The following is a 26,204-nucleotide window of genomic DNA, read 5'->3' on the forward strand; positions in this document are numbered from 1 at the left end:
ACCTCATGATAACTTTTCTGTAAAAAACCTACACTTGTGAGCTCTCCCCCTCTCCCCCTCTCCCCTATCTCTTGCTTAGTAGGGATTTTAAAGTGTTTCTTAAAATTCGATCATCAAGAAGAAGAATTAAATCTATTTTGGGTCTTCCAAACTAAACCAGAACAGAAATTAGTCAAAATATGGGCTATAACAGGGATGATCAAATTACTAGTAATTAAAGCCACATATCCTAACAAAAAACCCACAACTGCAGCCCAGAGAGCATAAGACCACTGTTGTGTACCATTCATATGTAGGATACCAAATAAACAACTAGAGATAATTACAGCGGCTAAATTTAAACCTAAAGCAGGTAACATAATACCCCGAAAGAGTAATTCTTCACTTAAACCAGGTAATAACCCTAACCAAATTAAATCAGACCAAGTCAAAGGTTTAATAACTAACTCTAAATAAGCATCAGCACTTTGACGATAAGCCGGCCAAAAATGATAAATTACACTACTAGCAATACTGATAACTCCTGCCAAAGCTATGCTCCAAATCAAAGCTTGAGAGGTAAATTCCCAAGCCAATATCTCAACAGAGCCGATTTTTTGCCAGAGTTTAGCGATCATCACAATAATAATCGCTGTAATTGCCATAATTATTAAAATTTGACTACGAGTTAAGGGTTCTAATTCAGAATTGTTGGGTTCATTCACAATAATTTACTTTTGGATAATGATGATAATTCCGGACGGAGAGACTCAATAGCAACTCCTGCGTTTTCAGCGACAATTACTCCTAAAGCCTCCAAATAAGATTGTACTCTAATTGCTTTAATTCCTAGGGATTCTGGTGTAACCTGCATTCTGGTCTGGTTTTCTCCTACAGCAATTACTTGAGTTTTTAGCTGACTAAAACCAAGAAGAGCAGGACTTCCACAAGCATCACCAGGAACAATTACCGCATCTACTTGGTCAGCCCAAATTGTCTCTAAATTAGCTCTAGATTGACTAGTAATTAAACGAGGAGCTCGACTCAAACCTACTAAAATACAGGGGAAAAAGGTATAACCTAATTCTTCAGCAGCAGCTTTCGGGGATAATTCTGGTTCTAAAGGTAGGGGTTGTAAAGCAGGTGCATGAGCTGCAGGAATACCAAAATTACGTACAATTAGATGGGAAATCACCGCTTCAGCTCCAGCAATGGGATCTACTCCCGAACCCTGGCGATAGTCTTGCAGCGCGGGACTGTTTTCTTCATCGGGAAAGCGCGCTACTACAGCGATCGCCTCTACTTTGGCGGTTTCAATCAATTTAGCAGCAGCTCGTAACAAACTACCTGGATTACTAATAGTTCCCCAACTTGCTCCACTAGGAGCGGAGCGCAACTCTACCCCTAGGGGAGCATCGGTAATCAGATAATCTTGGATAGTCAATCCCAATGTTGCTCTGAGTGCATCAGCTGCTTGCAGGTGTCTAAGCTGTAATTCTGGTTCTATCCCCTGGTCAAGAATTATGCCAATGGAGTTGTATTTAACTGGAGTTAATCCCCAATTTCCTAGGGCGAATTGGTCTAGAGCATAACCTTCTACATAGAGTATTTTGGGGTCTGACCAATAGAGTTGCGCACCATTGAGAACGTTAGGATGAGTAATCAAGCGATCGCATCCTTGGGCGATCGCCCTAGCTACGGGTAAAGCATCTCCTGCGTAGCCTCCTATTTTAGCGCCTATTCCTGTAGGTACTAACAAAACTACCGTATATGGTTTACTAGACACCTAGTTTATGGTTTCGTTACAATTGCTTCTATTGCTGCTTTTTGCTTAACTGGATCTACTTTAGTAATTGACCAGCGTAGGGGCTCTCCGCGTTTTTGTAGTTCTGCTTCTATCTCTTGTTGTAAGGCTTGAGGGTTTCCTTGCAGATCTATTTCTGCTGTAATAAAGTGCGTTGTCATTATTGCTTCTCTCTTAGGATTGACCAAATTGTTTGCTATAAACTATTTCTTCTTTTTCCGATTCAATCACCAGATCTGATTGAGGATAAGCTACACACAGAAGCGCATAACCTTGTTGTTGCAATTCTGGCGATATTCCCATTCCCTCACTTTGTTCTACTGTTCCTGATTTGATTAAGGCAGCACAAGTAGTGCATACTCCAGCTAGACAAGAGCTAGGTAAATCTATACCTGCTTTTTGAGCAGAAGCTAAAACTGTCTCATCTTCGGGAACTTGAATTGTGTATTCTTCACCTTGGTGTTGAATTTTAACGGTATAAGTTGTGGTCATCTCAACTATAGTTGTTTTTTTGGTTCTTTTAACTATTGTGCCAAAATTTAGCCCAAGAAATAAATATTAAGAAAATTAACTAAATTTTAATCTTAATTGCAGTTTTAGCCCTTTTGCGCTCATTTAACTCCAGAAGATGATAACTTAAGGAACACTTAAAACTAATTTACTAACAAGATGAAAGCAGAAAAAGATTTATTAGGAGCAGCAGCTACCGCAGCGTTAGGAGCAGGTGTTGTAACTTCTTATGCTGTGAGTCGAGGTCAAAACCCTTTGCTTGCTTTGGGAATAACTCTAATGGCGGCGGTTTTTGCGGTTATTTGTCACCAAGCCGATTTAATTTGAACAAAAATCCCCGCGAAAGCGCGGGGAGTGTTTTTAAGGTTAGTTAAGTCTTTGACGAGAAAAGAACTTCTCTAACTGAGCTTGACTTTCTTGTAAAAGCTGCTCGCGACTATCCTTGGTAGGTTTAAGAGGTGGTACTAAATTGCGAGCTTGTAGAGTCATATGTATTTGTAGATCCGCTACATATTCGCTGATTTCTTGTCCAGGTATTTTATTGTGTTGATTCATAATTTCTTATTGTGTTCAAAACCCAATCTTAAATCAGGCTAACACTTTTTCTGCGGTTGAAACACCAAGTCGTCAAAATTTCACAATTCTCAATATAGCGCTACGCGCAAGGCACTCTTGCAAGAGGCAAAAGCTAATACTAGGTTTCATGACTCAAAAATGCGTACTGCTATATATGGCGCTATGGGCAATTCATGCCAAAAGGGAAGTGTGGGGGGTGTGGGAAGCAGGGAGCATGGTGCAGTGTGCTAGTTGTAGAATATAATACCACCTAAAACTTAACACTTAAATTAATTTTTTCTTTTGCATCTGATTTTACTCATCCTCAAGTTCTTGTGATAATTCTGCTAGAGTTTGATAACTTAGTTTTTCTTGAAGGTGTTGATGTTTTCCCCGTCGCGAAAGACGTCGATATTTTTTGCTTTCTAATTTAGGTTCGTAATACTCTTCTCCTGAAGCACCTATTTTTAGTTTGAGTTGGGATTCAGGATCTGCTTGTTGCTGTTGTTGAGTCTCTAGATTGATCATTTCCTCAAGAAACTTGAGATAATGTTCGTAACGTTCCCAATCACCCCTGACTACACAATTAGGTTCGTCTCGGTGGAGACAATCGTTAAATTGACAGTTATTTTCTCTGAGCAGTTGTCTAATTTCGGGAAAGAAACTAGCAATTTCATTAGAGGTACAAGTTAAATTAGGTTGATTAAAGCCTGGACTATCGGCAACAAAACCATCTCCAGGTAAGGGGAATAACTCGACATGACGGGTGGTATGACGACCATGATGTAACTTTCCTGACACGCTATTAACTCGCTGATTAACTTCAGGAATTAAAGCGTTAGTTAAAGTAGATTTCCCTACTCCAGATGGACCTGCTAAGATAGTTATCTTTCCTTGTAGTCTTTCTTGCAGTTGCTTTAGACCCATTTGAGTTTTAACACTGACAATAATAGGATCATAACCCCAATTAAGTAACTTCTCTCGCCAATATTGCTGTGTATCTGTGGTGACTAAATCCGCTTTATTTAAACAGAGACTCAGATCAAGCTGACTAGATTCGGCTTTAACTAGAAAACGACTTAATTGCCAAGGATCTAGGGGAGGATCTGTAAAGGCAAATAACAGTAATAAATGGTCAACGTTGGCGATCGCTGGGCGAGAAAGTTGATTAGAGCGTGGTAAAATCTCGATAATTGAGCCTCTACCGTCACTATTTTGGGGTTCTACCGTTTTAACGCGATCGCCTACCATGACTTTTTGTCCAACTTTTTTCAGACGAGTGCGACAGGTACAGAGTAATTCTTTACTATCTGTGCGGACAAAGTAATAATTTGCTTGTACCGCCATCACCGTCCCTTGCAGGTAGTTTTCTAACCGTTCCTTACTCATTCGGGAGTCTTTTTCCGCACATAGAGAGCATAAAACTGGTCACGATTGTCGCAGGCTTCTACTTGGTGTCCATCCATAATCAAGCTATCGGGTACTTGTTCGATGGGCTCACCAGGATCTAGCCAAACTTCTAGCAATTCTCCTGGTGACATTTTCCCTAGTTGTATTTTGGTGCGGACAAAATTGAGAGGACAGGGTGTCCCCCGCAGATCTAAGAGTATAGCGGCATTCTTCATTTATGGAATAAACTCCCTAAGAATCCTTCTAAACCACCTTTCCCTGTATTTTCTTTCCTGATTTCTGCTAATTTATGCAAGAGTTCTTTTTCTTCATTGCTAATTTTCTCGGGGATATGGACATTTACCGTGATGAGATGGTCACCGCGACTGATATCGTTACCTAATTTGGGGACTCCGTGATCTTCTAGGGTTAGAACTGTACCTGGTTGAGTTCCTGCGGGTATAGTAATCTCTTCAGGTCCATCGACGGTATTTACTTCGAGCCGACAGCCTAAAATTGCTTGTAGATAGCTAATAGTAATTTCTGAGAGGATATTAATACCCTGTCGGCGAAACTCTTTGTGTGGTTCAACGGAGACAAATACGTATAAATCTCCTGGTGGACCACCTTTAGCCCCTGCATCTCCTTCGCCACTGACTCTTAAACGAGTTCCATTATCTACTCCCGGGGGGATATTAATTTTTAGCTTTTTAGTTACTTGTACGCGACCTACACCTGCACAGGTTTCGCATTTTTCTTCGATAATTTGTCCTTCCCCATTACAAGTTGGACAGGTAGAGACTTGGGCGAATGTGCCAAAGGGTGTACGTGTAGCTCTGCGTACTTGACCAGTCCCGCTACAGGTTGGACAGGTTTTTGAGCCTGTTCCGGGTTTAGCCCCACTACCTTTACAGGTTTGACAGGTTTCTAGATGAGGTATTTTGATTTCTTTTTCCCCACCGAAGATAGCTTCACTAAATTCTAGTTTGAAATCTAATCTGAGATCATCTCCTCGTGTTGGACCTCGTTTGGCACTTCGGGGTTGATTTACCCCGCCAAAACCAGAGAAGATACTTTCAAAAATATCAGCAAACCCTCCTGTAAAGTCTGAGGCGTCGTAGCCGCCTGCTGCCGCACCTCCTGAGACTCCTGCTTCACCAAAGCGATCGTATCTGGCTCTGGTTTCTGGTTCGGAGAGAATTTCATAAGCGCGGTTAATTTCTTTAAAACGCTCTTCTGCGCCTACTTCTTTGTTAACGTCGGGGTGATATTGTCGAGCGAGACGACGATAGGCTTTTTTTATGTCTTCTTTGCTGGCGTCTCTGGAAACACCAAGGGTTTGATAATAATCTTTGGGCATAGATAGCTATTTTGGTTAAAAATTACAGAATTTGTACTTATCTTTTTAGTCTACCGCTTCATAATCTCCGGTGACTGTTTCATCTTGCTCATAATTGAATTCAAAAAAGGTATCTAAACCTCCTTCTTCTGAGAATTCTTCCTCTGATATTTGATTTAACTCATTTAAGATTTCCTCCTCTATTGTTCTAAATTCTTCATCTTCTACGGCTTCAAAGCCATAGCGAGTTTCTTGAGTTGCTTCTCCGTAGATAATCACACCCAAACCATATAGTTTTTCGCGGAAGGTGTTAGCTAACTCTTTAACCTCATCTATACTGTAATTATTACTTAAAGCCGTTTCTAGTTGTACTCTTTGGCTTTGCATATCTTCTTGGAAATCTAGAGGTATGATTTTAGCATGAGTTCTCAAACTTGACTCGTATTCACGGAATAACTCATTAATCTCATTTTTCAGTTGAACAAAGACTAAGCGACGACGATCTTGTTCTGCGTATTTTTCCGCTTCTTCACGCATTTGTTCTATTTCTTTACTGTTTAAAGACCCTGTATTAGAAATAGAAATTGTTTGTATTTTCCCTGTTCCTCTGTCTTGGGCTTCTACTTTGAGAATACCGTTTACATCTATTTCAAAGGCTACCTCTATTTGGGGTACACCTCTAGGGGCGGGGGGAATTCCTGTGAGAATGAATTTACCTAGGCTTTTGTTATCTTGTGCCATAGCTCGTTCACCCTGCAATACGTGTATTTCTACTGAGGTTTGTCCGTCTGTGGCTGTAGAGAATATTTGCGATCTACTAGTAGGAATGGTGACGTTACGCTCAATTATTTTGGTAAATATTTCCCCATAGGTTTCGATGCCCAAAGATAGGGGAGTTACGTCTAAGAGTAGAAGATCTTCTACTTCTCCTCCGAGTATTCCTCCTTGAATTGCTGCACCTAAAGCTACTGCTTCATCGGGATTAACGGTGCGATCTAGAGGAATATCTGGGAAGAGATTTTGGATCACTTTTTGAATCGATGGTATTCTGGTAGAGCCTCCTACTAGAATAATACGATCTATTTCTGATTCTGATAGATTAGAATCTTTGAGAGCTTGCTCTACTGGTTGAATAGTGTTTTCTCTTAATTCTTTGGTTAGTTCTTCAAATTGAGTCCGCGTAAATTCTACTTCTAGGTGTTTTGGTCCGTTTTCGTCGGCGGTAATAAAGGGTAGATTAATCGATGTGGCGAGTATAGTCGATAACTCTATTTTGGCTTTTTCTGCTGCTTCACGCAGACGTTGAATCGCCATTTTATCTTGTCTGAGTTCTACTTGTTCTTCTTTGTGGAAATTCTCTAATAACCAGTTGACGATGACGTTATCAAAATCATCTCCCCCGAGGTGGTTATTCCCCGAGGTAGATTTTACCTCAAATACACCGTTACCTATTTGCAGGATCGAGACATCAAAAGTCCCTCCACCTAAGTCAAATACTAGGATATTTTGTTCTGTTTCCTGTTTATCTAATCCATAGGCTAAAGCTGCTGCTGTGGGTTCGTTGATGATTCTGAGTACTTCTAACCCTGCGATTGTTCCCGCGTCTTTGGTAGCTTGACGTTGAGCATCTGTGAAGTAAGCAGGTGTAGTAATTACCGCTTGGGTTACGGGTTCATTTAAAAATTGTTCAGCGTCTGAGCGTAATTTTTGCAGAATCATTGCCGAGATTTCTTGGGGGGTATAAACTTCATCCCGAATCTGGACATTAACTGTGTCGTCTTTCCCGTTAACACAATTATAGGGTACACGCGATCGCTCTATTTCTGTTTCTTCCCAACGACGTCCGATAAATCTTTTAATACTATATATAGTATTTTCGGCATTGGTTACCGATTGCCGCTTGGCTAGTTGACCAACTAGACGTTGGTCTCCTTTAGCAAAAGCCACGATACTGGGGGTTGTTCTTGAACCCTCTTGATTTAAGATGACGATGGGTTTACCCCCTTCAATCACAGATACACAACTATTAGTTGTGCCTAGGTCGATTCCAATGACTTTTCCCATAGCCGGCGGCGGTACAATTAATTAAATAAAATTTTTCTAGTTTTCTGCTGTTTCTGTAGTCGAGTCATCCACTTCCTCTTTGGGTGCTGCTACTTTTACCATAGCATGACGCAATACTTGATCGTCTAAAAGGTAACCTCTGATTAATTCTTCGATGACTGTTCCTTCTGGGTGTTCATCCGTTGGCTCTCTTAACATTGCTTCATGATAATTAGGGTCAAAGGGTTGACCTTCGGGGCGCATTGGTGATACGCCAATACGTTTGAGACTATCTACTAGGATTTTATATACACCTTGATAACTTTTATGGATCGCTTTTTCTCCATCGTTATTGGGTTTTAGTTGTGTTCTTGCACGTTCAAAGTTATCAATTACAGGGAGTAATTCCAATATTGTATTGCGCTTAACCTGACATTCTAACATTTCTCGATCTTTGTTGCTACGTTTACGAAAGTTATCAAAGTCAGCGGCAATTCTGATGTATTGTGTTTTAAAGCTTTCAGTTTTTTCTGTTTGTTCTTCTAATTGCTGTTTGAGTACAGCTACCTGTTCTTGTAGGGCTGTGATTACCTCTTGATGGTCTTGATTTTCGGTTGTAGTTGTTTCAGTTGTTGGAGATTCCTGCACTTCTACCTCTTGATTAGTAAAGGTTTCCGCTGAATTGTCAACATTGATTTCGTTTGAGTTCATGGTTTCTGGAATTGATGGATAATTAGCTTCAGGAGTAGCTTATTCTCTTGAACAAATTTTAGCATATCTGAGCTATGGTTCGTTATATTTCTTAATCAGGACTCGAACTAGAAAAAATTTTGCTGATGATCTTAATTTTAGTCCAACTTTTGGGAACTATAATCTTAGAACCAGGTAATTTATACTTATATTTTCATGAATAAATCTTCACTCCATAACAAATCATCACGAGCACTTGTACCTAGAGATTTCTTTTTCCCGTTTGGGAATAAGCTGATTGAAGCGGGTTATGTGCAACGTGAACAACTGAAACTAGCTTTACAGAAAAAAGAAGAGTCAGGAAATTCCCTGATTAACATTTTAGAAGAGTTAACTAATCGTAAACTTCCTTCAGAATTAGTCAGACAATATAAGAAACACCAATTATTTGAGCTCAAGGTGTTTTATGGTGTTGATTGCGTTGATCCTGAAGTAGATAGCATCGCTAGTATTCAAATGGCGTTGCTAATTGAGAAGGTTATTCCCATAGAAGTATGTAGGCGTTATAAACTATTGCCCATCAAAAAAGAAGAAGAAATACTGTTAGTGGCGATGGTTAATCCTGATGACTTAGAAGCTTATGACGAATTACGTCGGATTTTAGGTCAGAAAAAGCTGAGTTTACAGCGAATGGTAATTACCAAAGAAGATTATCAAAGATTATTAGATGAGTACCAAAACGCTGAATCAAAACGAGATAAAGAAAGAGCTGAAGAATTAAAACAAAAGACTTTAGAAAAACTCAGTGATGTTACCGAAATCATTGAGAATATCGAGGTAGCACCTGATGAACAAGATGATCAATCAGATGTTATTACTGATGAAAATGATAATAGTGCACCACCAATCATCGCACTAGTTAATAAAATTTTGGTTAAAGCCTTGAAAGAAGGAGCATCAGATATTCACATCGAACCTCAAGAAGAGGATTTAAAGATACGTTTCCGTAAAGATGGGGTATTGACTCAAGCATTTCCACCGCTACCTAAACATATTATCACACCAGTAGTAGCTAGATTTAAAATTATTGCAGATTTGGATATAGCAGAGCGCAGAATGCCCCAAGATGGTAAAATTAGACGGGTTTTCCAAGGCAGAAAAGTAGATTTTCGGGTCAACAGTCTGCCGAGTCGTTACGGAGAAAAAGTAGTTTTACGGATTCTAGATAACTCAGCAACTCAATTAGGATTAGATAAACTCATCAGCAATCTAGATACCTTAGCAGAAGTAAGAGAGTTAGCGGGGCGTCCTTTTGGGTTGTTTCTAGTAACAGGACCAACAGGATCTGGTAAATCTACATCATTATACTCAATTTTAGCAGAAAGAAATAATCCAGGGGTAAATATCAGTACAGCCGAAGACCCCATCGAATATTCACTACCAGGAATTACCCAAGTACAGGTAATTAGAGAAAAAGGGATGGATTTTGCCTCGATCCTCAGAGCCTTTCTGCGACAAGATCCTGATGTGATTCTGGTGGGGGAAACCAGGGATAAAGAAACGGCGAAAACGGCGATCGAAGCAGCTTTAACAGGACACTTGGTGTTAACCACTTTACACACTAACGACGCAGCAGGGGCGATCGCTCGATTGGATGAGATGGGGGTAGAGCCTTTTATGGTGTCGGGTGCGTTACTAGGGGTTTTAGCGCAAAGATTAATGCGACGGGTATGTAGTGAATGTAAGGTAGCATATCAACCATCCCAAGAAGAATTAGCCCGTTTTGGCTTATCAGCGATGAAAGATAAGCAAATAACCCTCTATAAAGCGAACACTGTCAGTGCCGAAGAAATGCAAGCGGCAAAACTGAATAAAACACTGTGTCCAAAATGTGGAGGTATTGGCTATAAAGGGAGGGTAGGGGTATATGAGTTGATGAAAAATAGTGAACAAATACAAGCTTTGATTAATCAGGGTGCAAGCACTGACCGCATCAAAGAGGTAGCAGTAGAGGAAGGAATGGTGACTCTACTAGCCTATAGTATCAATTTGGTACTAGAAGGACACACCACTCTAGAAGAAGTTGAAAGGGTAACCTTTACAGATTCTGGTATAGAAGCGGAGCTAAGAGCGAAGCGTAAATCAGTCCTCATCTGCAAAACTTGTGGAGCAGGATTACAACCAGAGTGGATAGATTGTCCTTACTGTATGACACCACGTTTCCAAGATTAAGGAGAAAAAAATTATGGAATTAATGATCGAAGATTTGATGGAACAATTGGTAGAAATGGGTGGCTCTGATATGCACATTCAAGCAGGAGCGCCTATTTATTTCCGTATTAATGGCAAATTAGGACCAATCAACGATGAGCTACTCACTCCCCAAGAATGTCAGCGTCTAATTTTTAGTATGCTCAATAATACTCAACGCAAGGAATTAGAGCAAAATTGGGAGTTAGACTGTTCCTATGGTGTCAAAGGGTTAGCACGTTTTCGGGTAAATGTTTATAAAGAAAGAGGTTGTTACGCTTCTTGTTTACGAGCTTTATCCTCGAAAATTCCTAATTTTGAACAGTTGGGTTTACCAGATATCGTCAGGGAAATGGCGGAAAGACCCCGCGGAATGGTGTTAGTAACAGGACAAACAGGATCAGGTAAAACTACTACCCTAGCAGCAATTTTAGATTTAATTAATCGTACCAGAGCAGAGCATATTCTAACGGTAGAAGATCCGATCGAATATGTGTTTAGTAACCATAAAAGTTTATTTCACCAACGTCAACGAGGAGAAGATACGAAAAGTTTTGCTAATGCGCTCAAATCAGCGTTAAGGGAAGACCCAGATATCATTCTAGTGGGTGAACTACGGGATTTAGAAACCATTTCTCTAGCAATTACAGCAGCAGAAACAGGTCACTTAGTGTTTGGTACTCTACATACAAATTCAGCCGCAGGTACTATAGACAGGATGATTGACGTGTTTCCTGCAGGACAACAAGCACAAATACGAGCGATGGTGTCCAACTCTTTAATCGGAGTATTCAGTCAATGTCTTCCTAAGAAGAAAAACCCCAAACCTGGTGAGTTTGGTCGGGTGTTAGCTCAAGAAATTATGGTGGTTACCCCAGCGATCGCTAACTTGATTCGGGAAGCGAAAGCACCACAAATTTACTCAGCGATTCAAACGGGGATGAAGTTAGGAATGCAAACCATGGAGCAATCTTTAGCTAACTACGTCAAGAGTGGGGCTATTTCTTTTGAGGAAGCTATTTCTAAAAGTGGAAAACCAGATGAGTTACAACGTCTGGTAGCTGGTAGTCTCTCGGCTAAATAATCATCATTTAGAGTATTAAGATCATGGCAACCTTTATTGTTGAAGTAAAAGATAAATCAGGGAAACTAATCAAAGAAAAAGTTGATGCGAGTTCTCCTGAACAAGCCCGTACCTTTCTCAAGCAACGTTATGACACCATAGGCAAAGTTAGTAAAGCCGGCGTCAATTTTGATATGTCACAACTGGAATTATATTTCAGTAAGGTGACAGTTAAAGATAAAGCGGTTTTTTCCCGACAATTTGCGGTAATGGTTAACGCGGGTGTAGCTATCGTCCGAGCTTTGGGGGTACTAAGTGAACACTGTGATAATGCTAAGCTTAAAAGAGCGATTAAAGGCATCAGTAATGACGTTCAACAAGGGGGGAATCTCTCAGATTCTATGGGTAAATACCCCGAATGTTTTGATCAACTTTATGTCAGTATGGTGGAAGCAGGTGAGACAGGGGGTGTGTTGGATGAAGTATTAAACCGTCTCTCTAAATTACTTGAGGATATGGCTCGTTTGCAAAACCAAATTAAATCAGCGATGACCTATCCTGTGGCGGTAGGACTATTTGCTACAGCTGTATTTTTTGGAATGACGGCTTTTCTGATTCCCATTTTTGCCCAAATTTTTGACGATTTAGGAGCAGAATTACCAGCTTTAACGGCTTTTATGGTAGAGCTAAGTAAAATAGTCAGAAGTTGGAAAATTTTGGTTCCAATTGTTATTATAGCTGTTCTTGCTTTTGCTCTTAGAACTTACTATAAAACCAAGAAGGGACGCTATCAGATCGATGCTTTGATTCTGAAAATACCCCTATTTGGTCCGTTGAATGAAAAATCCTCTGTAGCGCGTTTTTGTCGAGTTTTCGGGACGTTAACTCGTTCTGGTGTACCGATTCTCAACTGTTTAGATATTGTAATTGAGACTATCGGTAATCAGGTAATCGCTGACGCTGTAGATGCAACTAAAAGAGAAATTCAACAGGGGGGGATGCTGAGTATAGCTTTAGGTCGTCGTAATGTTTTCCCCGCGATGGCGATTCAAATGATGAGTATCGGGGAAGAAACAGGGGAACTAGACGCGATGATGATGAAAGTAGCTGATTTCTACGAAGATGAAGTAGAACAAACCATTAAAGCTTTAACTAGTCTGATTGAACCTGCGATGATGATTGGTATTGCTGGTATGGTAGGTACTATTCTTATGTCTATGTATTTACCAATGTTCTCTATCTTTGACCAGATTGCTTAAGATCTTAAAAGCAAGAGAAACTGTTTTCTTTTGCTTTTTTTTAAGTTTTGAAATAATTATGGATAAAACTAATTACGAAGAGTTACTATCTGAGTATGCTAATCCCCAAGATGTGATTACTCTACTCAAAGCCTATAGACCTTATTTAGAAAAACTACCTAGTTTACGCAGACCTGATGAAAGTTTACTAACTATCCCTCTACCAATTATTACCATACGGAAATCACCTAAAGAAACAATCCAACTACCCTGTGAGGTAGCTTTACTGATGTGTGATCCCGATTGGCAAATAAAATTAGCAGGGGAGATCTTAGTCTTTATTCATCGTCCTCTGGAGGATTTATCTGAGTTATTGAGTCGTTGGCGTCAAATTCAAGTTTGTTTGAGTTATGGTTATGAATGGCTATTACCACAATACGCCCAACATATGCTCAATGAAGGTTCAGATAAGGTTTATCCTCTGTTTGTTTTGTTTCCCGAAACCCCAGAACGGATTAAAAGAGGTTTAGCAGGATCCGGTTTACCTTATGTAGTGCAAAATCCTACTCTGTCTTCAGCAGACTTGAGGGAACATCAGACCAGGGTTTAGCTGTTTCTAATTGAGAAGCGATCGCTATTAAAGTAACTTCAGCCCCAGGACGTCCTACTAATTGAATCCCCACGGGTAAACCTTCGGGAGAGAACCCAGTGGGAAGGGCGATAGCAGGTAATGCAGAGGCGTTAGCCAAAGGACATGGTGCAATCCAACTAATAATCTTTTCTAGAGTTTCTCGGGGAGTTAAATCAGCCCATGCACCGATAGTAATGGGAGGATGGAGATAAGTAGGGAGTAATAAAACATCAAAATCTAGAAATAAAGCAACGATTTTACGAGCAATAACCTGTAATTGTTGCACAGCGCGTAAATAGTCTCCCGCTGTTCCCGCTTCGGTAGCTAACCAACGACTAAAGGGACTCAATAACTCAGCAGGAAGATTGACACTAGCTGCACCTGCTTGCCATACTTTAGTAAAAGGTTCAACTATTGAGCTAAAATCAAGGTTAGTAAACTCCAGAATATGACCCAAACCCTCTAATCTTTCTACGGTTTCCTCTACTTGTTGTTGGCAAATAGCAGATGGTTGTAAATCGGGTATCACCGTAAAAGCGTAACCAATTTTTAAAGAGGGGGGAACTTGTCGGGTTGCTTCGAGAAAAGATATCTCAGGAGTCTCTAACCAATAGGGATCTCCTACGATATAACCAGACATGACGTCTAATAGTGCAGCTGCATCAGCTACAGTACGGGCGATCGGACCATTGGTAGCAATCCCGCTTTGATAATCTCCTACAGGAGACCAAGAAACGCGACCACGAGAAGGTTTAATTCCTACTAAACCACAACAAAAAGCCGGACCACGAATAGAACCCCCACCGTCTGAACCTTGAGCGATCGCCGTTAATCCTGCAGCGACTGAAGCTGCAGCACCACCACTAGATCCGCCTGGTGTATAATCATAGTTCCATGGGTTACGGGTAGGAGCAAAACCAAGGGGTTCGGTATAAGGTAGAGTACCAAATTCAGGAGTAGCAGTTTTCCCCAAGATAATCAAACCTGCTTGTTTGAGACGAGTAACTACCCCATCATCATAATTAGGGATTTGGTCTTTAAGAGCAATACTTCCGTAAGAACAGGGTAAACCTGCTACGGAGTTGAGGTCTTTGATGGAGATAGGTACACCAAAAAAGGGGGGAAGATCTGCTAAATTTTCAGTTTGAGCTAGTTGTTCTGTTTTAGCCCTAGCATCAGCTAAAGCCATTTCTGTAGCCACGGTATAATAACAGTTTAACTGAGGGTTATAGGTTTCAATACGTTCTAGATACAATTGCACTAATTCTAGGGGGGAAATTTCCCCCTGACGAATTAATTTAGCTTGTTCTAAAGCAGAGGTAAAAGGGAGGTCATGATTATTAGTCATTGTAATTGTTTAAGTAGAAATTTTGACTTGATCTTGATCTTGTTTATACTCAATTAAAGTAGCTTGTTTACCTTGCCAACGATTTAGCCAATATTGAGCTTGACCAACAGCTTGAGCAAATTTAAACATTACTGCAAAAAAAGCATAGGCGATCGCTTCATTTTGATAATTACCTTGTTGTAAACGATTACGATAAATCCTCCCTATTAGTAGGGGGTAAGCTAATAAAAGTAATAGACTCCAACCCTGAGTAATCCAGCTTAAACCTACAGCTAAGATTGGTAAAATCAAGCCCCAAAACCAACCACTTAAATGCTGTCTAACCATATACTTTTCAGGAGGGGCACCGTGCATAGCGAAGCCTTCTGCTACAGCCCAACCTCCTCTAACTGCACGTTTCCACCATTGACTAAATTTAGACATAGCTAGATCGTGCCAAGTCATATCAGCGTCTATGCGGAGAATTTTCCAACCTTTTTCTCTCATCCGAATACACATCTCTGGTTCTTCACCACAAATGAGAGTCCCATTATAACCATTAACACTTTTAAGGGCTTCAACACGTATCAGCGCGTCTCCTCCACAAGCTTTGGCTTCTCCTATAGGTGTATTCCATTCTAAGTCTCCCAAGAGATTATAAACTGAAGCTTCGGGGTATTTTTCTCTTCGGCGACCACAAACTACAGCTATTTGACTATCTGATTCTAGAGTGGCGATCGCCTTAGAAATCCAGTCTGTAGCTAAGGTACAATCCCCATCAATAAATTGTATATAGTTTAAATTCGGGTAATTAGCAATTAACCAAAATAACCCTGCATTACGTGCTCTAGCTGCTGTATAGGGTGTTTGATTATCTAGTTCTATAACTGTTTGACAATATTGTTGAGCTAACTCACCACTACCATCGGTTGAACCTGAATCTACATAAACCAGTGGAATATTTTGATTCAGTTGCGTTGTTAAGGAAGTCAAACAGTCTCGTAAACGATCTCCTTCATTTCTCCCGATAATTACCACACCTAGATTTTCAAACATAACTTAAATCAACCTCTCTGGACCAATAGGAATAATTCCCCCAGGATTTAAGGGAAAAAGATTTCCATAATAATCCTGTTTAATCTGTTCTGCATTACAAGTCGCTGCTACACCAGGTAAAGAGTAGATACGAGTTAGATAGGCACTCAGATTGGGATAGTCAACAATCCGACGATAGTTGCACTTAAATAAACCATGGTAAACTAAATCAAAGCGAAATAAGGTGGTAAATAAGCGTACATCCACCAGAGTAATTGTTTCACCACAGAGATAGGGTTGTTGGGTTAATAAATCCTCTAACTCAGTTAAAGTGTTAAATAACTCAGTAACTGCTTGATTATAAGCTGCTTGAGTTTGAGCAAAACCACAACGATAAACACCATTATTAACGCTATGGTAGATTTTCTCGCTCAAGTGGTCAATATTTGTTTGTAAAGACTCAGGATAAAGGTTTAACTCAGAATTAGTAGCCCAAGAGTTAAAATCAGCGTTGAGAATTTGAATAATATCCCCACTCTCATTATTAACAATAGTTTTTGTTTCACTATCCCATAAAACTGGTACTGTACAACGTCCTTGGTAATTGGGTTGAGCTAATCTATATAAATCTGGTAGAGTAGTGCAGTTTTCCTCGGGTTGTTGTAGCGTCCAAATCCCGCGATCGCCAGCGGGAACAACTATAGATACAGCTATTACCTCTTCTAACCCCTTTACAGCGCGCACGACAAGAGTACGATGTGCCCAGGGACAACCTAAACCAACATAAAGACGATAACGTCCACAAGCAGGTTTATATCGACTCTCAGGCTCATTACTTAAAAAATGCCGAAATTCACTCTCAGGACGAATATAAGCCCCCAGTTTATCTCTAGGAGCTATTCTAGACATCATTTGCTGCCAGAGTGTAACCCATAACCATTTTACAGCTTTGATACTGTAGGAGGGGGGTAGAGAGGTTTTAGGCATAATTGCTAATTTCGAGGTCTGAAGTTGTCAATATTATACCTTCTTTTGTTAATTTAGCTACACCAGGTTAGTAAAAATTCTAGCATAATGTTAAACATGCTTGCTTAAACAATCTATCTATGCAGAAAATACGCATTTATTTACTGTTAATCACGGTTACTTTTTTTAGTGTTTTAATACTGCCAATATTAGCTCAAAGCAATAATGAGTTAACGATTTCAGCCGCAGGTAGTTTAACCGCCGTACTAGAAGAAATTAAACCTATTTATGAACAACAAAACCCCCAAACAACTCTAGTATATAACTTTGGTTCTTCTGGTTCTTTACAACAACAAATAGAGCAAGGAGCACCAGTAGATGTCTTCTTCTCAGCAGCAGCTAGACAAATGGATGCACTAGCATCAAAAAACTTAATTATTACACAAACTCGCCGAGATTTATTAAGCAATGACTTAGTTTTAATTACACCTACAAATACCAACATAATTTCTAGTTTTACTGACTTAACTAAGCCTGAAATTCAAAACCTAGCCATAGGAGATCCAGGTAGTGTTCCTGCGGGTCAATATGCAGAAGAAATTCTCACTTTTTACGGGATTTTAGAACAAGTAAAAGATAAATTAGTTTACGGGAGAAATGTTAGCCAGGTTCTTAATTTCGTCGAAACAGGTAATGTTGACGGGGGGATACTCTTCTTAACAGATAGTAAAAATAGCGAGAGAATTCAAGTCGTAGCTACAGCACCTCCAGAATCCCATAGTCCTGTTGTTTATCCTATTGCTGTACTCACCAGTAGTCAACAACCAGAGTTAGCGCAAGAATTTATTAACTTTTTAGCTGGTAGTGAAGCTCAAGCAATTTTTAGTAAATATGGCTTTACAACTAAGGAATAAATAAAATGTTTAACTCAGATTTATCACCTCTGTGGATATCTTTAAGAGTTTCCTTATTAGCTACTATCATTGCTTTATTTTTCGGAACATTAGTAGCTTATTTAATGTATAAATATCAAGGAAGAGGGAAAGGACTGCTCGACGGAATCTTTACCTTACCACTGGTTTTACCACCTACAGTTGTGGGCTTTTTACTATTACTATTATTAGGGAGAAATAGTCCTGTAGGAAAACTCTTAATAGCGGGAGGAATCAGCGTTATTTTTACTTGGCAAGGAGGAGCGATCGCAGCTACTGTAGTTGCTTTTCCTTTAATTTATAAAACTATTTTAGGAGCATTTGAACAAATAGATGTAAACTTAATCAATGCAGGAAGAACCCTAGGAGCTAATGATTATCGTCTATTTTGGCAAATTCTTTTACCTTTAGCGTGGCGAGGAGTAATAGCAGGTATTATCCTAGGGTTTGCTAGAGCTTTAGGAGAATTTGGGGCTACCTTAATGATAGCAGGAAATATTCGCGGTCGAACTAGAACCATTCCTATTGCGATTTTTTCTGCAGCAGAAGGAGGGGATATGCTTCAAGCTTTAGGATGGGTTTTATTAATGATTACTATTGCTTTAGTAGCGATCGCTATTATTAATTATTATGCTAAATCCTCTAGTTTTAGTAGTCCTTGGTCATTTTGGGTAGGATATTGGATTATGAAGCGTCAAGGGAAAATAAAACAGCTTCTACCCTCCACCAAAAAGGGTTTATTAATGAATATCAGTAAAAGTTTACCTGGTTTTCAACTCAAGATTAATCTAGATCATGATAACACTCCTTTAGGGATTTTAGGTGCTTCTGGTTCAGGGAAAAGCATGACTCTTAAATGTTTAGCAGGATTAGAAAAACCAGATCAAGGTAGAATCGTACTCAACGGTAAAGTTTTTTTTGATTCTGAGCGTAAGATTAATATACCTTGTCATCATCGTCGTTTAGGAATTGTTTTCCAGAATTATGCTCTTTTTCCCCATCTCACCGTAGCTCAAAATATTGGTTTTGCTATCCAAGATTTAGCTAAATCAGAAAGAGAAGAAAGGATCAAAAACTTGATTAAACTGGTAGAATTAGAAGGGTTAGAGTATCGTTATCCCCAACAATTATCAGGAGGACAACAACAGAGAGTAGCTTTAGCTAGAGCTTTAGCAATTCAACCCGAAGCTTTACTATTTGATGAAGCACTTTCCGCGTTAGATACTTACTTACGTCATCAGATTGAACAAACATTAATTGACGTTTTAGCTAGTTATCATGGAGCTTCTTTATTCGTTACTCATAAATTAGAAGAAGCTTATCGAGTCTGTAACCAATTAGTTGTCTTTAATCATGGTAAAATCCTTCAACAAGGACGTAAAGAAGATATATTTGAGCGTCCTATTAGTAGCACAGTGGCTAGAGTTACTGAATGTAAAAACTTTTCTAGTGCTCAACAAATTAACAATAACACAATTAAAGCTTTAGATTGGGATTGTGAATTAAAAGTAATTGATGTTATTCCCCCTGAATTAACCTATGTCGGAATTCGCGCTCATCATTTACAGTTTAGGGAAGATAATCAACATCAGAATACTTTTTCTTGTTGGTTAACAAATATAAGTGAAACTCAACATCGGATCAGTTTATATTTAAAATTACATCAACCTCCAGAACATCATAAAGACTATCATCTTCAAGCTGAAGTTTATAAACAAAAGTGGGAAGAGTTGAAAAATCGTCCTTTTCCCTGGTATGTTTGTTTAAATGAGTTAAAATTATTTATGATGGAAAGTTAAGTAATATCGAATTGACTAAAATTTGCTAAAAATATAACAGAAGGAAGGAACAGGAAAGAACAGGGAACACCTAATACCTAATACCTAATACCTAACTCCTAAAGATCGCTTTTTCTTTTCCATTTGATATAAGTATCCCCTAAAAATCGATTTAATAGGTAGAACCTCTGTGTCCTACTTTGATAACTAAAACTAAAAGTTCATCATCTTTAATTTTACAAATAATTCGATAATCTCCTACACGATAACGCCATAAACCGGTTTTATCGCCTTTCAAAGCAGAACCCAAGCATCGAGGATTGTCTTCACAGACAATTCTTTCTTTTAAATAAAAAATAATACGTTTTTGAATTTTTTTATCGAGTTTCTTTAACTCTTTTTGTGCCCTAGGGTCAAATTTAATCTGCCAAGTCAAGGTCTTTCTCCACTGCAGCGATATCGATATAGTGATCAGGGGGATGGGCTAGGCGTTCTTCAGCCACCTTAAGATCTTCTAAATCTTCTAAATATTCAAGAACCGCTTCTTGAATTAAGTCATCTATATCTTTACCTAATTCTTTTGATAAGGATATTAATTTATTTTGAATATGTTCAGGAAATTTTAAATTGGGCATAACTGTAAAGCCAAACATAACTTATTATTTATTTTACAACTTATGCTTTGATTTACCCTCATCTTTCTCCCCCTTTACCTCACAGGGGTAAGTTTTTTACAAAGGATTGTACTTAGGATGAGACTCCGAAGACAATCCGGGAAAGTGGACAAGGACGTGTGTGTAACTTAATAGTACAAAGCTGCAAAAACACACTTTTTTGTATGTATTATATTCCTTGAACGCCGTTTTTCCTATGTATTATCTCCCTTGTATCCTTGTCTTCATTCCTCCGAGAGTCTCATCTTCACCGAAATGTAAAAAACCTACCCTTATGAGACCCCCTTGCTCCCGCTAATATTCAGGCATAATAAATATCATAACTTACTAGGCTTGATGCCATCTAATGTTAAATGCCTAATTCTTTAACAAGGATTTTTATTGGTACTATCTTTTTCATTATCACTATGATAGTAGCAGTAGTTGGTTATATTCTTTTTGGCTGGACTACCTTAGACTCGATTTATATGGTAATCATTACCATTTTTGGGGTAGGTTATGGAGAAGTGCAACCTTTAGAAACTCCAGCACAAAAAGTGTTCACTATTTTAGTTATCATTGCGGGAACATCATCAGCGGTATATAGTGTAGGAGGTTTTGTCCAAATGATCACCGAGGGAGAAATCAATAAAGCGTTAAATACTCAACGTCAACAAAAAACCATCGACAATTTAAGCGATCATATCATTATTTGTGGTTTTGAACGTATGGGACAAATTCTCGCCCAACAACTCCATAAATCAGGAGAACAATTTATTGTTTTAGATAATAATCCTGAGAGTTTAACCATTGCTGAATCTTTAAATTATTTAATCAAAATAGGTGATGTTACTGATGAAACTTTCTTAGAAAGTATAGGGATTTTAAGAGCAAAAATTATCGCAGTTGTTTTACCTGATGATACGGCTAATGTTTTTATTACTTTAACAGCGAGAAGTTTAAACCCTGATCTAACTATTATTGCCCGAGGAGATCGCCCTTCTACTGAGAAAAAACTCCTCTTAGCTGGTGCTAATCATATTATCTTACCCGCTAGTCTTAGTGCTTTGAGAATAGCTAATTTAATCACTCATCCTACTGCTTTAGATTTTTTAGGACACAAACAAGAATTAAACTATCTTAACGAATTATTAGGACAATTAAATATAGAAATGAATGAGTTACTGATTTTGGCTGATTCTCCCTTAATTGGGAAAACTATTAGAGAATTACAGGTCAGAAGTCAAGGTAATTTTATCGTCGTTGCTTTATCCCGTAGCGATGGAGAGTTAATTATTCCCCCCAATCCTTCCTTAATTTTAAACAAGGGTGATAACTTAATCTTGCTAGGAAATACGGGTAATTTAAATAAATTAGAGTTAAGTTTTGCTCTTAAACGTAAAGAACGTCTCTATCGGGGAGTGAAAATTTAACTAAATGCTTAATCTGTTGTGGTTATTACTCTGTTCAGGTTTAGTATTTTTAATGCAAGCGGGTTTTATGTGTTTAGAATCTGGTTTAACCAGGTCTAAAAATAGTATCAACGTTGCTGTTAAAAACTTTGCTGATTTTATCCTATCTGCTGCACTATTTTGGTTGTTCGGTTATGGTTTAATGTTTGGTAAATCTTTAGGAGGTTGGTTAGGTTTTACTGACTTTTTGTTCACTCCTAATGCTCAACCAGAATTAGCGGCATTTTTTCTCTATCAAGTTATGTTTTGTGGGACTGCTACTACCATTATTTCTGGTGCTGTAGCTGAACGGTTAAAATTTACAAGTTATTTACTTATTGCGGGTTTAGTTTCAGGGATTATCTATCCTTTTTTTGGTCATTGGGTTTGGAATGCTTTAGTAACAGAAAATACGGGAGGTTGGTTACAACATCTGGGTTTTCGGGATTTTGCGGGTTCTACCGTAGTTCATAGTGTAGGAGCGTGGGTTGCTCTAGCGGCTTTACTAATTATTGGTCCTCGTCAAGGACGCTATACTCAAGCTAAGATCCAAGGATCTAATCTTCCTTTTTCGGTATTAGGGGTTTTTCTACTCTGGTTTGGTTGGATTGGTTTTAATGGGGGTAGTACTTTTGCTTTTAACGCCACAGTTCCCTTAATTATCCTCAATACTATGTTAGCTGGTGTTAGTGGGGCTATAGTTGCTACGAGTTTACATTTATGGCGATTTAAACATCTAGCAGTTGAAGCATTAATCAATGGATCTTTGGCGGGTTTAGTAGCTATTACCGCGAATTGCAATATCGTTACTGCTCCTTTGGCAGTAATTATCGGTGCTACAGGTGCAGCGGCAATGATGCTGGTAGAATATTGGTTAGATAAATATAAGATTGATGATGCAGTAGATGCAATAGCTGTACACGGTGGTGCGGGTGTTTGGGGAACTCTTGGGGTAGCTTTATTTGGTAATTTATCTCTGTTAGAAACTGATTTAAATAGGGGACAATTATTACTAGTCCAAATGTTAGGGATTGGGGTTGCTTTTTTTTGGTCTTTTGGGTTGAGTTGGTTAATTTTAAGAGTAGTTAATAGTTTTTATCATTTGCGAGTTTCTCCTGAAGCTGAACAAATTGGTCTCAATATTTCTGAACATCAAGCCAAAACAGAGACTTTTGATTTATTACAAGTAATGGAGGAACAAGCTAAAAGTTCTGATTTGAGTTTACGAGTACCTGTTGATACTTTTACTGAGGTGGGTTATATAGCTAGTCGTTATAATCAGGTTATCGATTCTCTCGCGGTTAAAAATCAAGAAAATGTCAGTTATTTAGAGAAAATCTATACTGTTACGGCTATTGCTTTGGCTAGTTTAGAAAATAATCATTTTGATCCTAATGTTTTTAATGAGTTTATTAATAGTGATGATGAGTTGGGTAGTTTAGCTAAGGTTTTACAAGGTTTAGTTCAAGAAGTTTCTGATAATAAAGAAGAACTAATTACTCTACGTTATCTTCTCCAAAACAAAATTATTGACCATCTTCAGCAACGTTTTCCTGATGCTGCTAGTCAAATTGAATCTAAGGTTAGTCAAATAGAAGATATCAATATCTTATTAGAGTTATTCACGATTAATAGTTTATCGGACTGGGATTTAAAAACACAAAAACTTACTTGACTAATTGGAAAATTTATCTTAACTTGTGTAATCTAGCTGAGAACGTTTTTGTCGAGGATATTAATTTCACTTCTTGGGCAAAAGGGATAGTCAGAAAAGCAGATCACGATTTAGCAGTAAGGTAATGTATTATAGATATATAACCTTTTGTCTGCTGTCAAAGAGGTAGATATTATGCCAAGGTAAATAAAAATGGTACGTCTTGAGAATGGTGGGGCACACCGTTAAAGAAAAAGCTTGTGGAGTCGGTTTGTCGGAGGTACAGATTGAATTAAAGTTGTATCTATAGCGCTGCTCGCTCTTGCACTCTTTAGGCTAATACTAGGTTTCATGACTCAAAAATGTCAAACACTCCAGATGCGTACTGCTATAGATAAAAGGCAATGAAGCAAGAATCTCCCGTTATAATGCGGTAGCATTTAGCCCGAGAGTGTCAACACACTCAAACCGACAATGTGGACATTAATGGCTTTCGGTGTATCTAGGGTGATAAGCTTTCACAAGAATGGTTATAGGCCCTCTTGCACTCATGCAAAAGCCAAAAGGCAAAAGTAAGATGATTTGTCTATTTCTTAGGTTAAATTAATTTTATTTTTTTACCCCATGGTGCCGAGAGAGCCACTTTTGAACCTTTTTCCCACAATTAGAACAATGCTTTAAACCCATTTTCTTGGTAAAGCAACTTTAACCACGTTCGTCAAATCTTGTGTAAAATCCACCGTATTTAAGCCAATATTGGCGTAAATCATGGTTAGGAGTATGTAAACTAGCTTTAGCTCGATAAAGCAAAACTTGTCGATGACTACCAATCCAAACCTTTTTAATGGGTTCAACAGAGATTAAAGAACCTCCTAAAGACTTAATACATTCTTCAAATCGTTCTACAGTAGTATATTCTAGGGTTTCTAAAATAAAAAAGTTACCAGAACAGATCAAATGGCGAGTTCTAATCCACGCTTGCATTTTCTTGCTAGCAATTGGTGGCAGCATAATATCTAATTTTGCTCAACAAAACAGATTTTAACATCTTAATTTTAAAGACTAGGTAATATAATAAGCTCAAAACTTGATCTAGTTAACAAGGTAAAATACCCATGGGACTTTTTTTTGATGTCTTAAGTTCGATTAATAACCCTAATCAAGGGGGAAGCATCGCTCAACTCAGTCAAATCACTGGTACAGTGAACGAACTAACTACTAATAATGGCTTGAATCCCTCGGCAATGCAGGGTATTATGTCATCTTTAGGTCCTCTTTTACGCCCTGTCCTCAAAGAGCAAGTAACAGGTGGTAATAACCCATTAGAAAATGTGATGAGCCAATTTACTGGTGGTGGTGGTGCTACTGGTGGTTTAGGTGGTCTTGAATCGATTTTTGCAGGTCCAATACAATCTCAAATCACTAATACTATAGCTCAAAAAACTGGTTTAGATAGTTCTATGTTACAGGGCATTGTGCCCAAATTATTACCCGCGGTCATGGGTTTACTAAATATGGGTAAAACTACAGGAGGAATGGGAGGAGGTGGCAACCCTCTCTTAAATGCTTTCTTAGATAGTGATAAAGATGGTGATGTAGATTTAGGAGATGTCTTTAAATTTGCTAATCGCTTTCTCAATCCTGGACGTTAATTAACACTCAAACTAGCTCTCTTGAGGAGGGCTAGTAATATTTAAAGCAACAATGAACTCTCAAGAATACTTATCTGATTATGATTACCAACTACCACCAGAACTAATCGCTCAGACTCCTGTAGTTCCTAGGGATAGTTCTCGTTTACTGGTTGTAGATTCTCTTCTTACTCATCGTCATCTCTTGTTTAGGGATTTACCAGAATTATTACAACCAGGAGACTTGTTAGTAGTTAATGATACTAAGGTTATCCCGGCTAGATTATATGGCTATAAAAAAACTGGCGCACCAGTGGAGATACTGTTATTAGAGGAGAGAGCTTCTAATCAATGGTTGGCTTTGGTTAAACCTGGTAAACGTTTTCGCGTTGGTACAGAAATTTATTTTTCTAGTTCTGATTCTAGTCAAGATAGTCTTAAAGCTGAAGTAATCGCTACAGATTCAGCAACAGGAGGACGTATTTTACGCTTTTATCCTCCTGTTGGGGTGTCTATCTGGGATATCTTGCCTTTTTTTGGTCAAGTTCCCCTCCCTCCTTATATTACTACCCCCAATCAAGAACCTTCTCAATATCAAACGGTGTACGCTACTAAACCCGGTGCGGTAGCTGCTCCTACCGCGGGACTTCATTTTACCCCTGAATTATTGACTAAGTTAACCCACATGGGTGTACAACGAACAGCAATTACTCTTCATGTAGGGGTAGGAACTTTTCGACCTGTAGAGGTTGAAAGTATCACTAGTCATCAAATGCACCAAGAATGGTTAGAGGTTAGTTCAACTACGGTAGAAACTATCAAATCTACTCAAGCTCGGGGGGGTCGTATTATTGCTGTCGGAACAACTGTAGTACGAGCGTTAGAAACGGCAGCAAATTCACCAGAAGGGTTACAAGCTTTTCGTGGTAAAACTGATTTGTTTATCTATCCTGGTTATAAGTTTAAGGTGGTTGAGGGGTTGATTACTAATTTTCATCTCCCCCGTTCTACTCTGTTAATGTTGGTTAGTGCTTTAATCGGGAGAGAACGTCTGTTGAGTCTTTATCAAGAGGCGATCTCCTCTGGTTATCGTTTTTATTCTTTTGGAGACGCGATGTTTATTACCCCTGATGCAGTTAGTTAATTTGTTTGAGAAAGTCCTTGACAAAGGCAGTGAAGTTATGCTAAGTTTGAATAGTTGCCAGCGGGTGTAGTTTAGTGGTAAAACCTCAGCCTTCCAAGCTGATGATGGGGGTTCGATTCCCCCCACCCGCTTTTTGACTTCT

The 26,204-nt window shown here is 38.8% G+C and carries 25 protein-coding genes and 1 tRNA gene; 11 read left to right on the forward strand and 15 right to left on the reverse strand.

Annotated elements, in window-relative coordinates; genetic code table 11:
- Positions 1-113: 113 nt before the first annotated feature.
- The 9 genes from EA365_05485 to grpE form a co-directional block, all read right to left on the reverse strand.
- The gene (locus EA365_05485) at positions 114-704 is read right to left on the reverse strand and encodes a CPBP family intramembrane metalloprotease (GenBank protein ID TVQ46333.1); all 591 of its coding nucleotides are present in this window, start codon (positions 702-704) and stop codon (positions 114-116) included.
- The gene (locus tag EA365_05490) at positions 701-1,765 is read right to left on the reverse strand and encodes a DUF3326 domain-containing protein (GenBank protein ID TVQ46334.1); all 1,065 of its coding nucleotides are present in this window, start codon (positions 1,763-1,765) and stop codon (positions 701-703) included. Before EA365_05490 ends, EA365_05485 begins: the two co-directional genes overlap by 4 nt.
- A gap of 192 nt (positions 1,766-1,957) precedes the next feature.
- Positions 1,958-2,275, reverse strand: a complete 318-nt coding sequence (locus tag EA365_05495) for a ferredoxin (GenBank protein ID TVQ46335.1) — start codon at positions 2,273-2,275, stop codon at positions 1,958-1,960.
- A gap of 384 nt (positions 2,276-2,659) precedes the next feature.
- A complete protein-coding gene (locus EA365_05500; protein ID TVQ46336.1) occupies positions 2,660-2,848 on the reverse strand; it encodes a hypothetical protein in 189 nt (62 codons plus the stop codon).
- A 315-nt stretch (positions 2,849-3,163) separates the two neighbouring features.
- Entirely contained in the window at positions 3,164-4,237 is a 1,074-nt protein-coding gene (rsgA, locus tag EA365_05505) for a small ribosomal subunit biogenesis GTPase RsgA (GenBank protein ID TVQ46337.1), read from the reverse strand.
- Positions 4,234-4,473, reverse strand: a complete 240-nt coding sequence (locus tag EA365_05510; protein TVQ46338.1) for a sulfurtransferase TusA family protein — start codon at positions 4,471-4,473, stop codon at positions 4,234-4,236. Before EA365_05510 ends, rsgA begins: the two co-directional genes overlap by 4 nt.
- A complete protein-coding gene (gene dnaJ, locus EA365_05515; protein TVQ46339.1) occupies positions 4,470-5,597 on the reverse strand; it encodes a molecular chaperone DnaJ in 1,128 nt (375 codons plus the stop codon). Before dnaJ ends, EA365_05510 begins: the two co-directional genes overlap by 4 nt.
- Before the next feature lie 45 nt (positions 5,598-5,642).
- Positions 5,643-7,640 carry a molecular chaperone DnaK gene (gene dnaK / locus EA365_05520; protein TVQ46340.1) on the reverse strand — a complete coding sequence of 666 codons (1,998 nt, stop codon included), beginning with the start codon at positions 7,638-7,640 and terminating at the stop codon, positions 5,643-5,645.
- A 36-nt stretch (positions 7,641-7,676) separates the two neighbouring features.
- Positions 7,677-8,330 (reverse strand): nucleotide exchange factor GrpE, encoded by a 654-nt coding sequence (gene grpE / locus EA365_05525; protein TVQ46341.1) that lies wholly within the window; start codon positions 8,328-8,330, stop codon positions 7,677-7,679.
- Between the two features lie 195 nt (positions 8,331-8,525).
- Here grpE and EA365_05530 point away from each other — a divergent pair, with 195 nt between their 5' ends.
- From EA365_05530 to EA365_05545, 4 genes are read left to right on the forward strand one after another with little or no spacing between them, the layout of a single operon-like run.
- The gene (locus tag EA365_05530) at positions 8,526-10,541 is read left to right on the forward strand and encodes a type II/IV secretion system protein (protein ID TVQ46342.1); all 2,016 of its coding nucleotides are present in this window, start codon (positions 8,526-8,528) and stop codon (positions 10,539-10,541) included.
- A 13-nt stretch (positions 10,542-10,554) separates the two neighbouring features.
- Positions 10,555-11,643, forward strand: a complete 1,089-nt coding sequence (locus EA365_05535) for a type IV pilus twitching motility protein PilT (protein TVQ46343.1) — start codon at positions 10,555-10,557, stop codon at positions 11,641-11,643.
- Positions 11,644-11,666: 23 nt separating this feature from the next.
- Entirely contained in the window at positions 11,667-12,881 is a 1,215-nt protein-coding gene (locus EA365_05540; protein ID TVQ46344.1) for a type II secretion system F family protein, read from the forward strand.
- Between the two features lie 52 nt (positions 12,882-12,933).
- Complete coding sequence (locus EA365_05545; GenBank protein TVQ46373.1) at positions 12,934-13,470, forward strand: hypothetical protein; 537 nt, start codon at positions 12,934-12,936, stop codon at positions 13,468-13,470.
- Here EA365_05545 and EA365_05550 read toward each other — a convergent pair.
- From EA365_05550 to EA365_05560, 3 genes are read right to left on the reverse strand one after another with little or no spacing between them, the layout of a single operon-like run.
- On the reverse strand, positions 13,424-14,839 hold the full coding sequence (locus EA365_05550) for an amidase (GenBank protein TVQ46345.1): 1,416 nt from the start codon (positions 14,837-14,839) through the stop codon (positions 13,424-13,426). The genes EA365_05545 and EA365_05550 overlap by 47 nt on opposite strands.
- A 9-nt stretch (positions 14,840-14,848) precedes the next feature.
- The gene (locus tag EA365_05555; protein TVQ46346.1) at positions 14,849-15,874 is read right to left on the reverse strand and encodes a glycosyltransferase; all 1,026 of its coding nucleotides are present in this window, start codon (positions 15,872-15,874) and stop codon (positions 14,849-14,851) included.
- A 3-nt stretch (positions 15,875-15,877) separates the two neighbouring features.
- Positions 15,878-16,840, reverse strand: a complete 963-nt coding sequence (locus EA365_05560) for a glutathione S-transferase family protein (GenBank protein ID TVQ46347.1) — start codon at positions 16,838-16,840, stop codon at positions 15,878-15,880.
- Between the two features lie 119 nt (positions 16,841-16,959).
- Between EA365_05560 and modA the strand changes: the two genes are divergently transcribed.
- Positions 16,960-17,733, forward strand: a complete 774-nt coding sequence (modA, locus tag EA365_05565; protein TVQ46348.1) for a molybdate ABC transporter substrate-binding protein — start codon at positions 16,960-16,962, stop codon at positions 17,731-17,733.
- A 5-nt stretch (positions 17,734-17,738) separates the two neighbouring features.
- The gene (gene modB / locus EA365_05570; GenBank protein ID TVQ46349.1) at positions 17,739-19,550 is read left to right on the forward strand and encodes a molybdate ABC transporter permease subunit; all 1,812 of its coding nucleotides are present in this window, start codon (positions 17,739-17,741) and stop codon (positions 19,548-19,550) included.
- A gap of 151 nt (positions 19,551-19,701) precedes the next feature.
- Here the strand turns inward: modB and EA365_05575 are convergent, their stop codons facing one another.
- The gene (locus EA365_05575; protein TVQ46350.1) at positions 19,702-19,965 is read right to left on the reverse strand and encodes a type II toxin-antitoxin system RelE/ParE family toxin; all 264 of its coding nucleotides are present in this window, start codon (positions 19,963-19,965) and stop codon (positions 19,702-19,704) included.
- A complete protein-coding gene (locus EA365_05580; protein ID TVQ46351.1) occupies positions 19,949-20,182 on the reverse strand; it encodes a CopG family transcriptional regulator in 234 nt (77 codons plus the stop codon). The genes EA365_05575 and EA365_05580 overlap by 17 nt, the downstream gene beginning before the upstream one ends.
- Positions 20,183-20,556: 374 nt before the next feature.
- Between EA365_05580 and EA365_05585 the strand changes: the two genes are divergently transcribed.
- The gene (locus tag EA365_05585) at positions 20,557-21,615 is read left to right on the forward strand and encodes a potassium channel protein (GenBank protein ID TVQ46352.1); all 1,059 of its coding nucleotides are present in this window, start codon (positions 20,557-20,559) and stop codon (positions 21,613-21,615) included.
- Between the two features lie 4 nt (positions 21,616-21,619).
- The gene (locus EA365_05590; GenBank protein TVQ46353.1) at positions 21,620-23,308 is read left to right on the forward strand and encodes an ammonium transporter; all 1,689 of its coding nucleotides are present in this window, start codon (positions 21,620-21,622) and stop codon (positions 23,306-23,308) included.
- A gap of 684 nt (positions 23,309-23,992) precedes the next feature.
- Here the strand turns inward: EA365_05590 and EA365_05595 are convergent.
- On the reverse strand, positions 23,993-24,298 hold the full coding sequence (locus tag EA365_05595) for a CpeR family transcriptional regulator (protein TVQ46354.1): 306 nt from the start codon (positions 24,296-24,298) through the stop codon (positions 23,993-23,995).
- A 104-nt stretch (positions 24,299-24,402) separates the two neighbouring features.
- Between EA365_05595 and EA365_05600 the strand changes: the two genes are divergently transcribed.
- From EA365_05600 to EA365_05610, 3 genes are all read left to right on the forward strand, one after another.
- Positions 24,403-24,939: a DUF937 domain-containing protein gene (locus tag EA365_05600; protein TVQ46355.1), complete on the forward strand. Its 537-nt coding sequence runs from the start codon at positions 24,403-24,405 to the stop codon at positions 24,937-24,939.
- Positions 24,940-24,991: 52 nt separating this feature from the next.
- Positions 24,992-26,062: a tRNA preQ1(34) S-adenosylmethionine ribosyltransferase-isomerase QueA gene (gene queA / locus EA365_05605; protein ID TVQ46356.1), complete on the forward strand. Its 1,071-nt coding sequence runs from the start codon at positions 24,992-24,994 to the stop codon at positions 26,060-26,062.
- Positions 26,063-26,122: 60 nt separating this feature from the next.
- A tRNA-Gly gene (locus tag EA365_05610) sits at positions 26,123-26,193 on the forward strand.
- Positions 26,194-26,204: the final 11 nt, after the last annotated feature.

Origin of the sequence: Gloeocapsa sp. DLM2.Bin57, assembly GCA_007693955.1 — a bacterium.
GTDB lineage: Bacteria > Cyanobacteriota > Cyanobacteriia > Cyanobacteriales > Gloeocapsaceae > Gloeocapsa.

Bases quoted from the DNA above. Each gene is read 5' to 3' on its own strand.
- EA365_05590 (TVQ46353.1), top strand. From the start codon at position 21,620: ATGCTTAATCTGTTGTGGTTATTACTCTGTTCAGGTTTAGTATTTTTA.
- EA365_05540 (TVQ46344.1), top strand. From the start codon at position 11,667: ATGGCAACCTTTATTGTTGAAGTAAAAGATAAATCAGGGAAACTAATC.
- EA365_05510 (TVQ46338.1), bottom strand. From the start codon at position 4,473: ATGAAGAATGCCGCTATACTCTTAGATCTGCGGGGGACACCCTGTCCT.
- EA365_05555 (TVQ46346.1), bottom strand. From the start codon at position 15,874: ATGTTTGAAAATCTAGGTGTGGTAATTATCGGGAGAAATGAAGGAGAT.
- grpE (TVQ46341.1), bottom strand. From the start codon at position 8,330: ATGAACTCAAACGAAATCAATGTTGACAATTCAGCGGAAACCTTTACT.
- dnaJ (TVQ46339.1), bottom strand. From the start codon at position 5,597: ATGCCCAAAGATTATTATCAAACCCTTGGTGTTTCCAGAGACGCCAGC.
- EA365_05585 (TVQ46352.1), top strand. From the start codon at position 20,557: ATGCCTAATTCTTTAACAAGGATTTTTATTGGTACTATCTTTTTCATT.
- rsgA (TVQ46337.1), bottom strand. From the start codon at position 4,237: ATGAGTAAGGAACGGTTAGAAAACTACCTGCAAGGGACGGTGATGGCG.
- EA365_05495 (TVQ46335.1), bottom strand. From the start codon at position 2,275: ATGACCACAACTTATACCGTTAAAATTCAACACCAAGGTGAAGAATAC.
- queA (TVQ46356.1), top strand. From the start codon at position 24,992: ATGAACTCTCAAGAATACTTATCTGATTATGATTACCAACTACCACCA.
- modA (TVQ46348.1), top strand. From the start codon at position 16,960: ATGCAGAAAATACGCATTTATTTACTGTTAATCACGGTTACTTTTTTT.
- EA365_05550 (TVQ46345.1), bottom strand. From the start codon at position 14,839: ATGACTAATAATCATGACCTCCCTTTTACCTCTGCTTTAGAACAAGCT.
- EA365_05580 (TVQ46351.1), bottom strand. From the start codon at position 20,182: ATGTTTGGCTTTACAGTTATGCCCAATTTAAAATTTCCTGAACATATT.
- EA365_05535 (TVQ46343.1), top strand. From the start codon at position 10,555: ATGGAATTAATGATCGAAGATTTGATGGAACAATTGGTAGAAATGGGT.
- modB (TVQ46349.1), top strand. From the start codon at position 17,739: ATGTTTAACTCAGATTTATCACCTCTGTGGATATCTTTAAGAGTTTCC.
- dnaK (TVQ46340.1), bottom strand. From the start codon at position 7,640: ATGGGAAAAGTCATTGGAATCGACCTAGGCACAACTAATAGTTGTGTA.
- EA365_05560 (TVQ46347.1), bottom strand. From the start codon at position 16,840: ATGCCTAAAACCTCTCTACCCCCCTCCTACAGTATCAAAGCTGTAAAA.
- EA365_05600 (TVQ46355.1), top strand. From the start codon at position 24,403: ATGGGACTTTTTTTTGATGTCTTAAGTTCGATTAATAACCCTAATCAA.
- EA365_05530 (TVQ46342.1), top strand. From the start codon at position 8,526: ATGAATAAATCTTCACTCCATAACAAATCATCACGAGCACTTGTACCT.
- EA365_05595 (TVQ46354.1), bottom strand. From the start codon at position 24,298: ATGCTGCCACCAATTGCTAGCAAGAAAATGCAAGCGTGGATTAGAACT.
- EA365_05500 (TVQ46336.1), bottom strand. From the start codon at position 2,848: ATGAATCAACACAATAAAATACCTGGACAAGAAATCAGCGAATATGTA.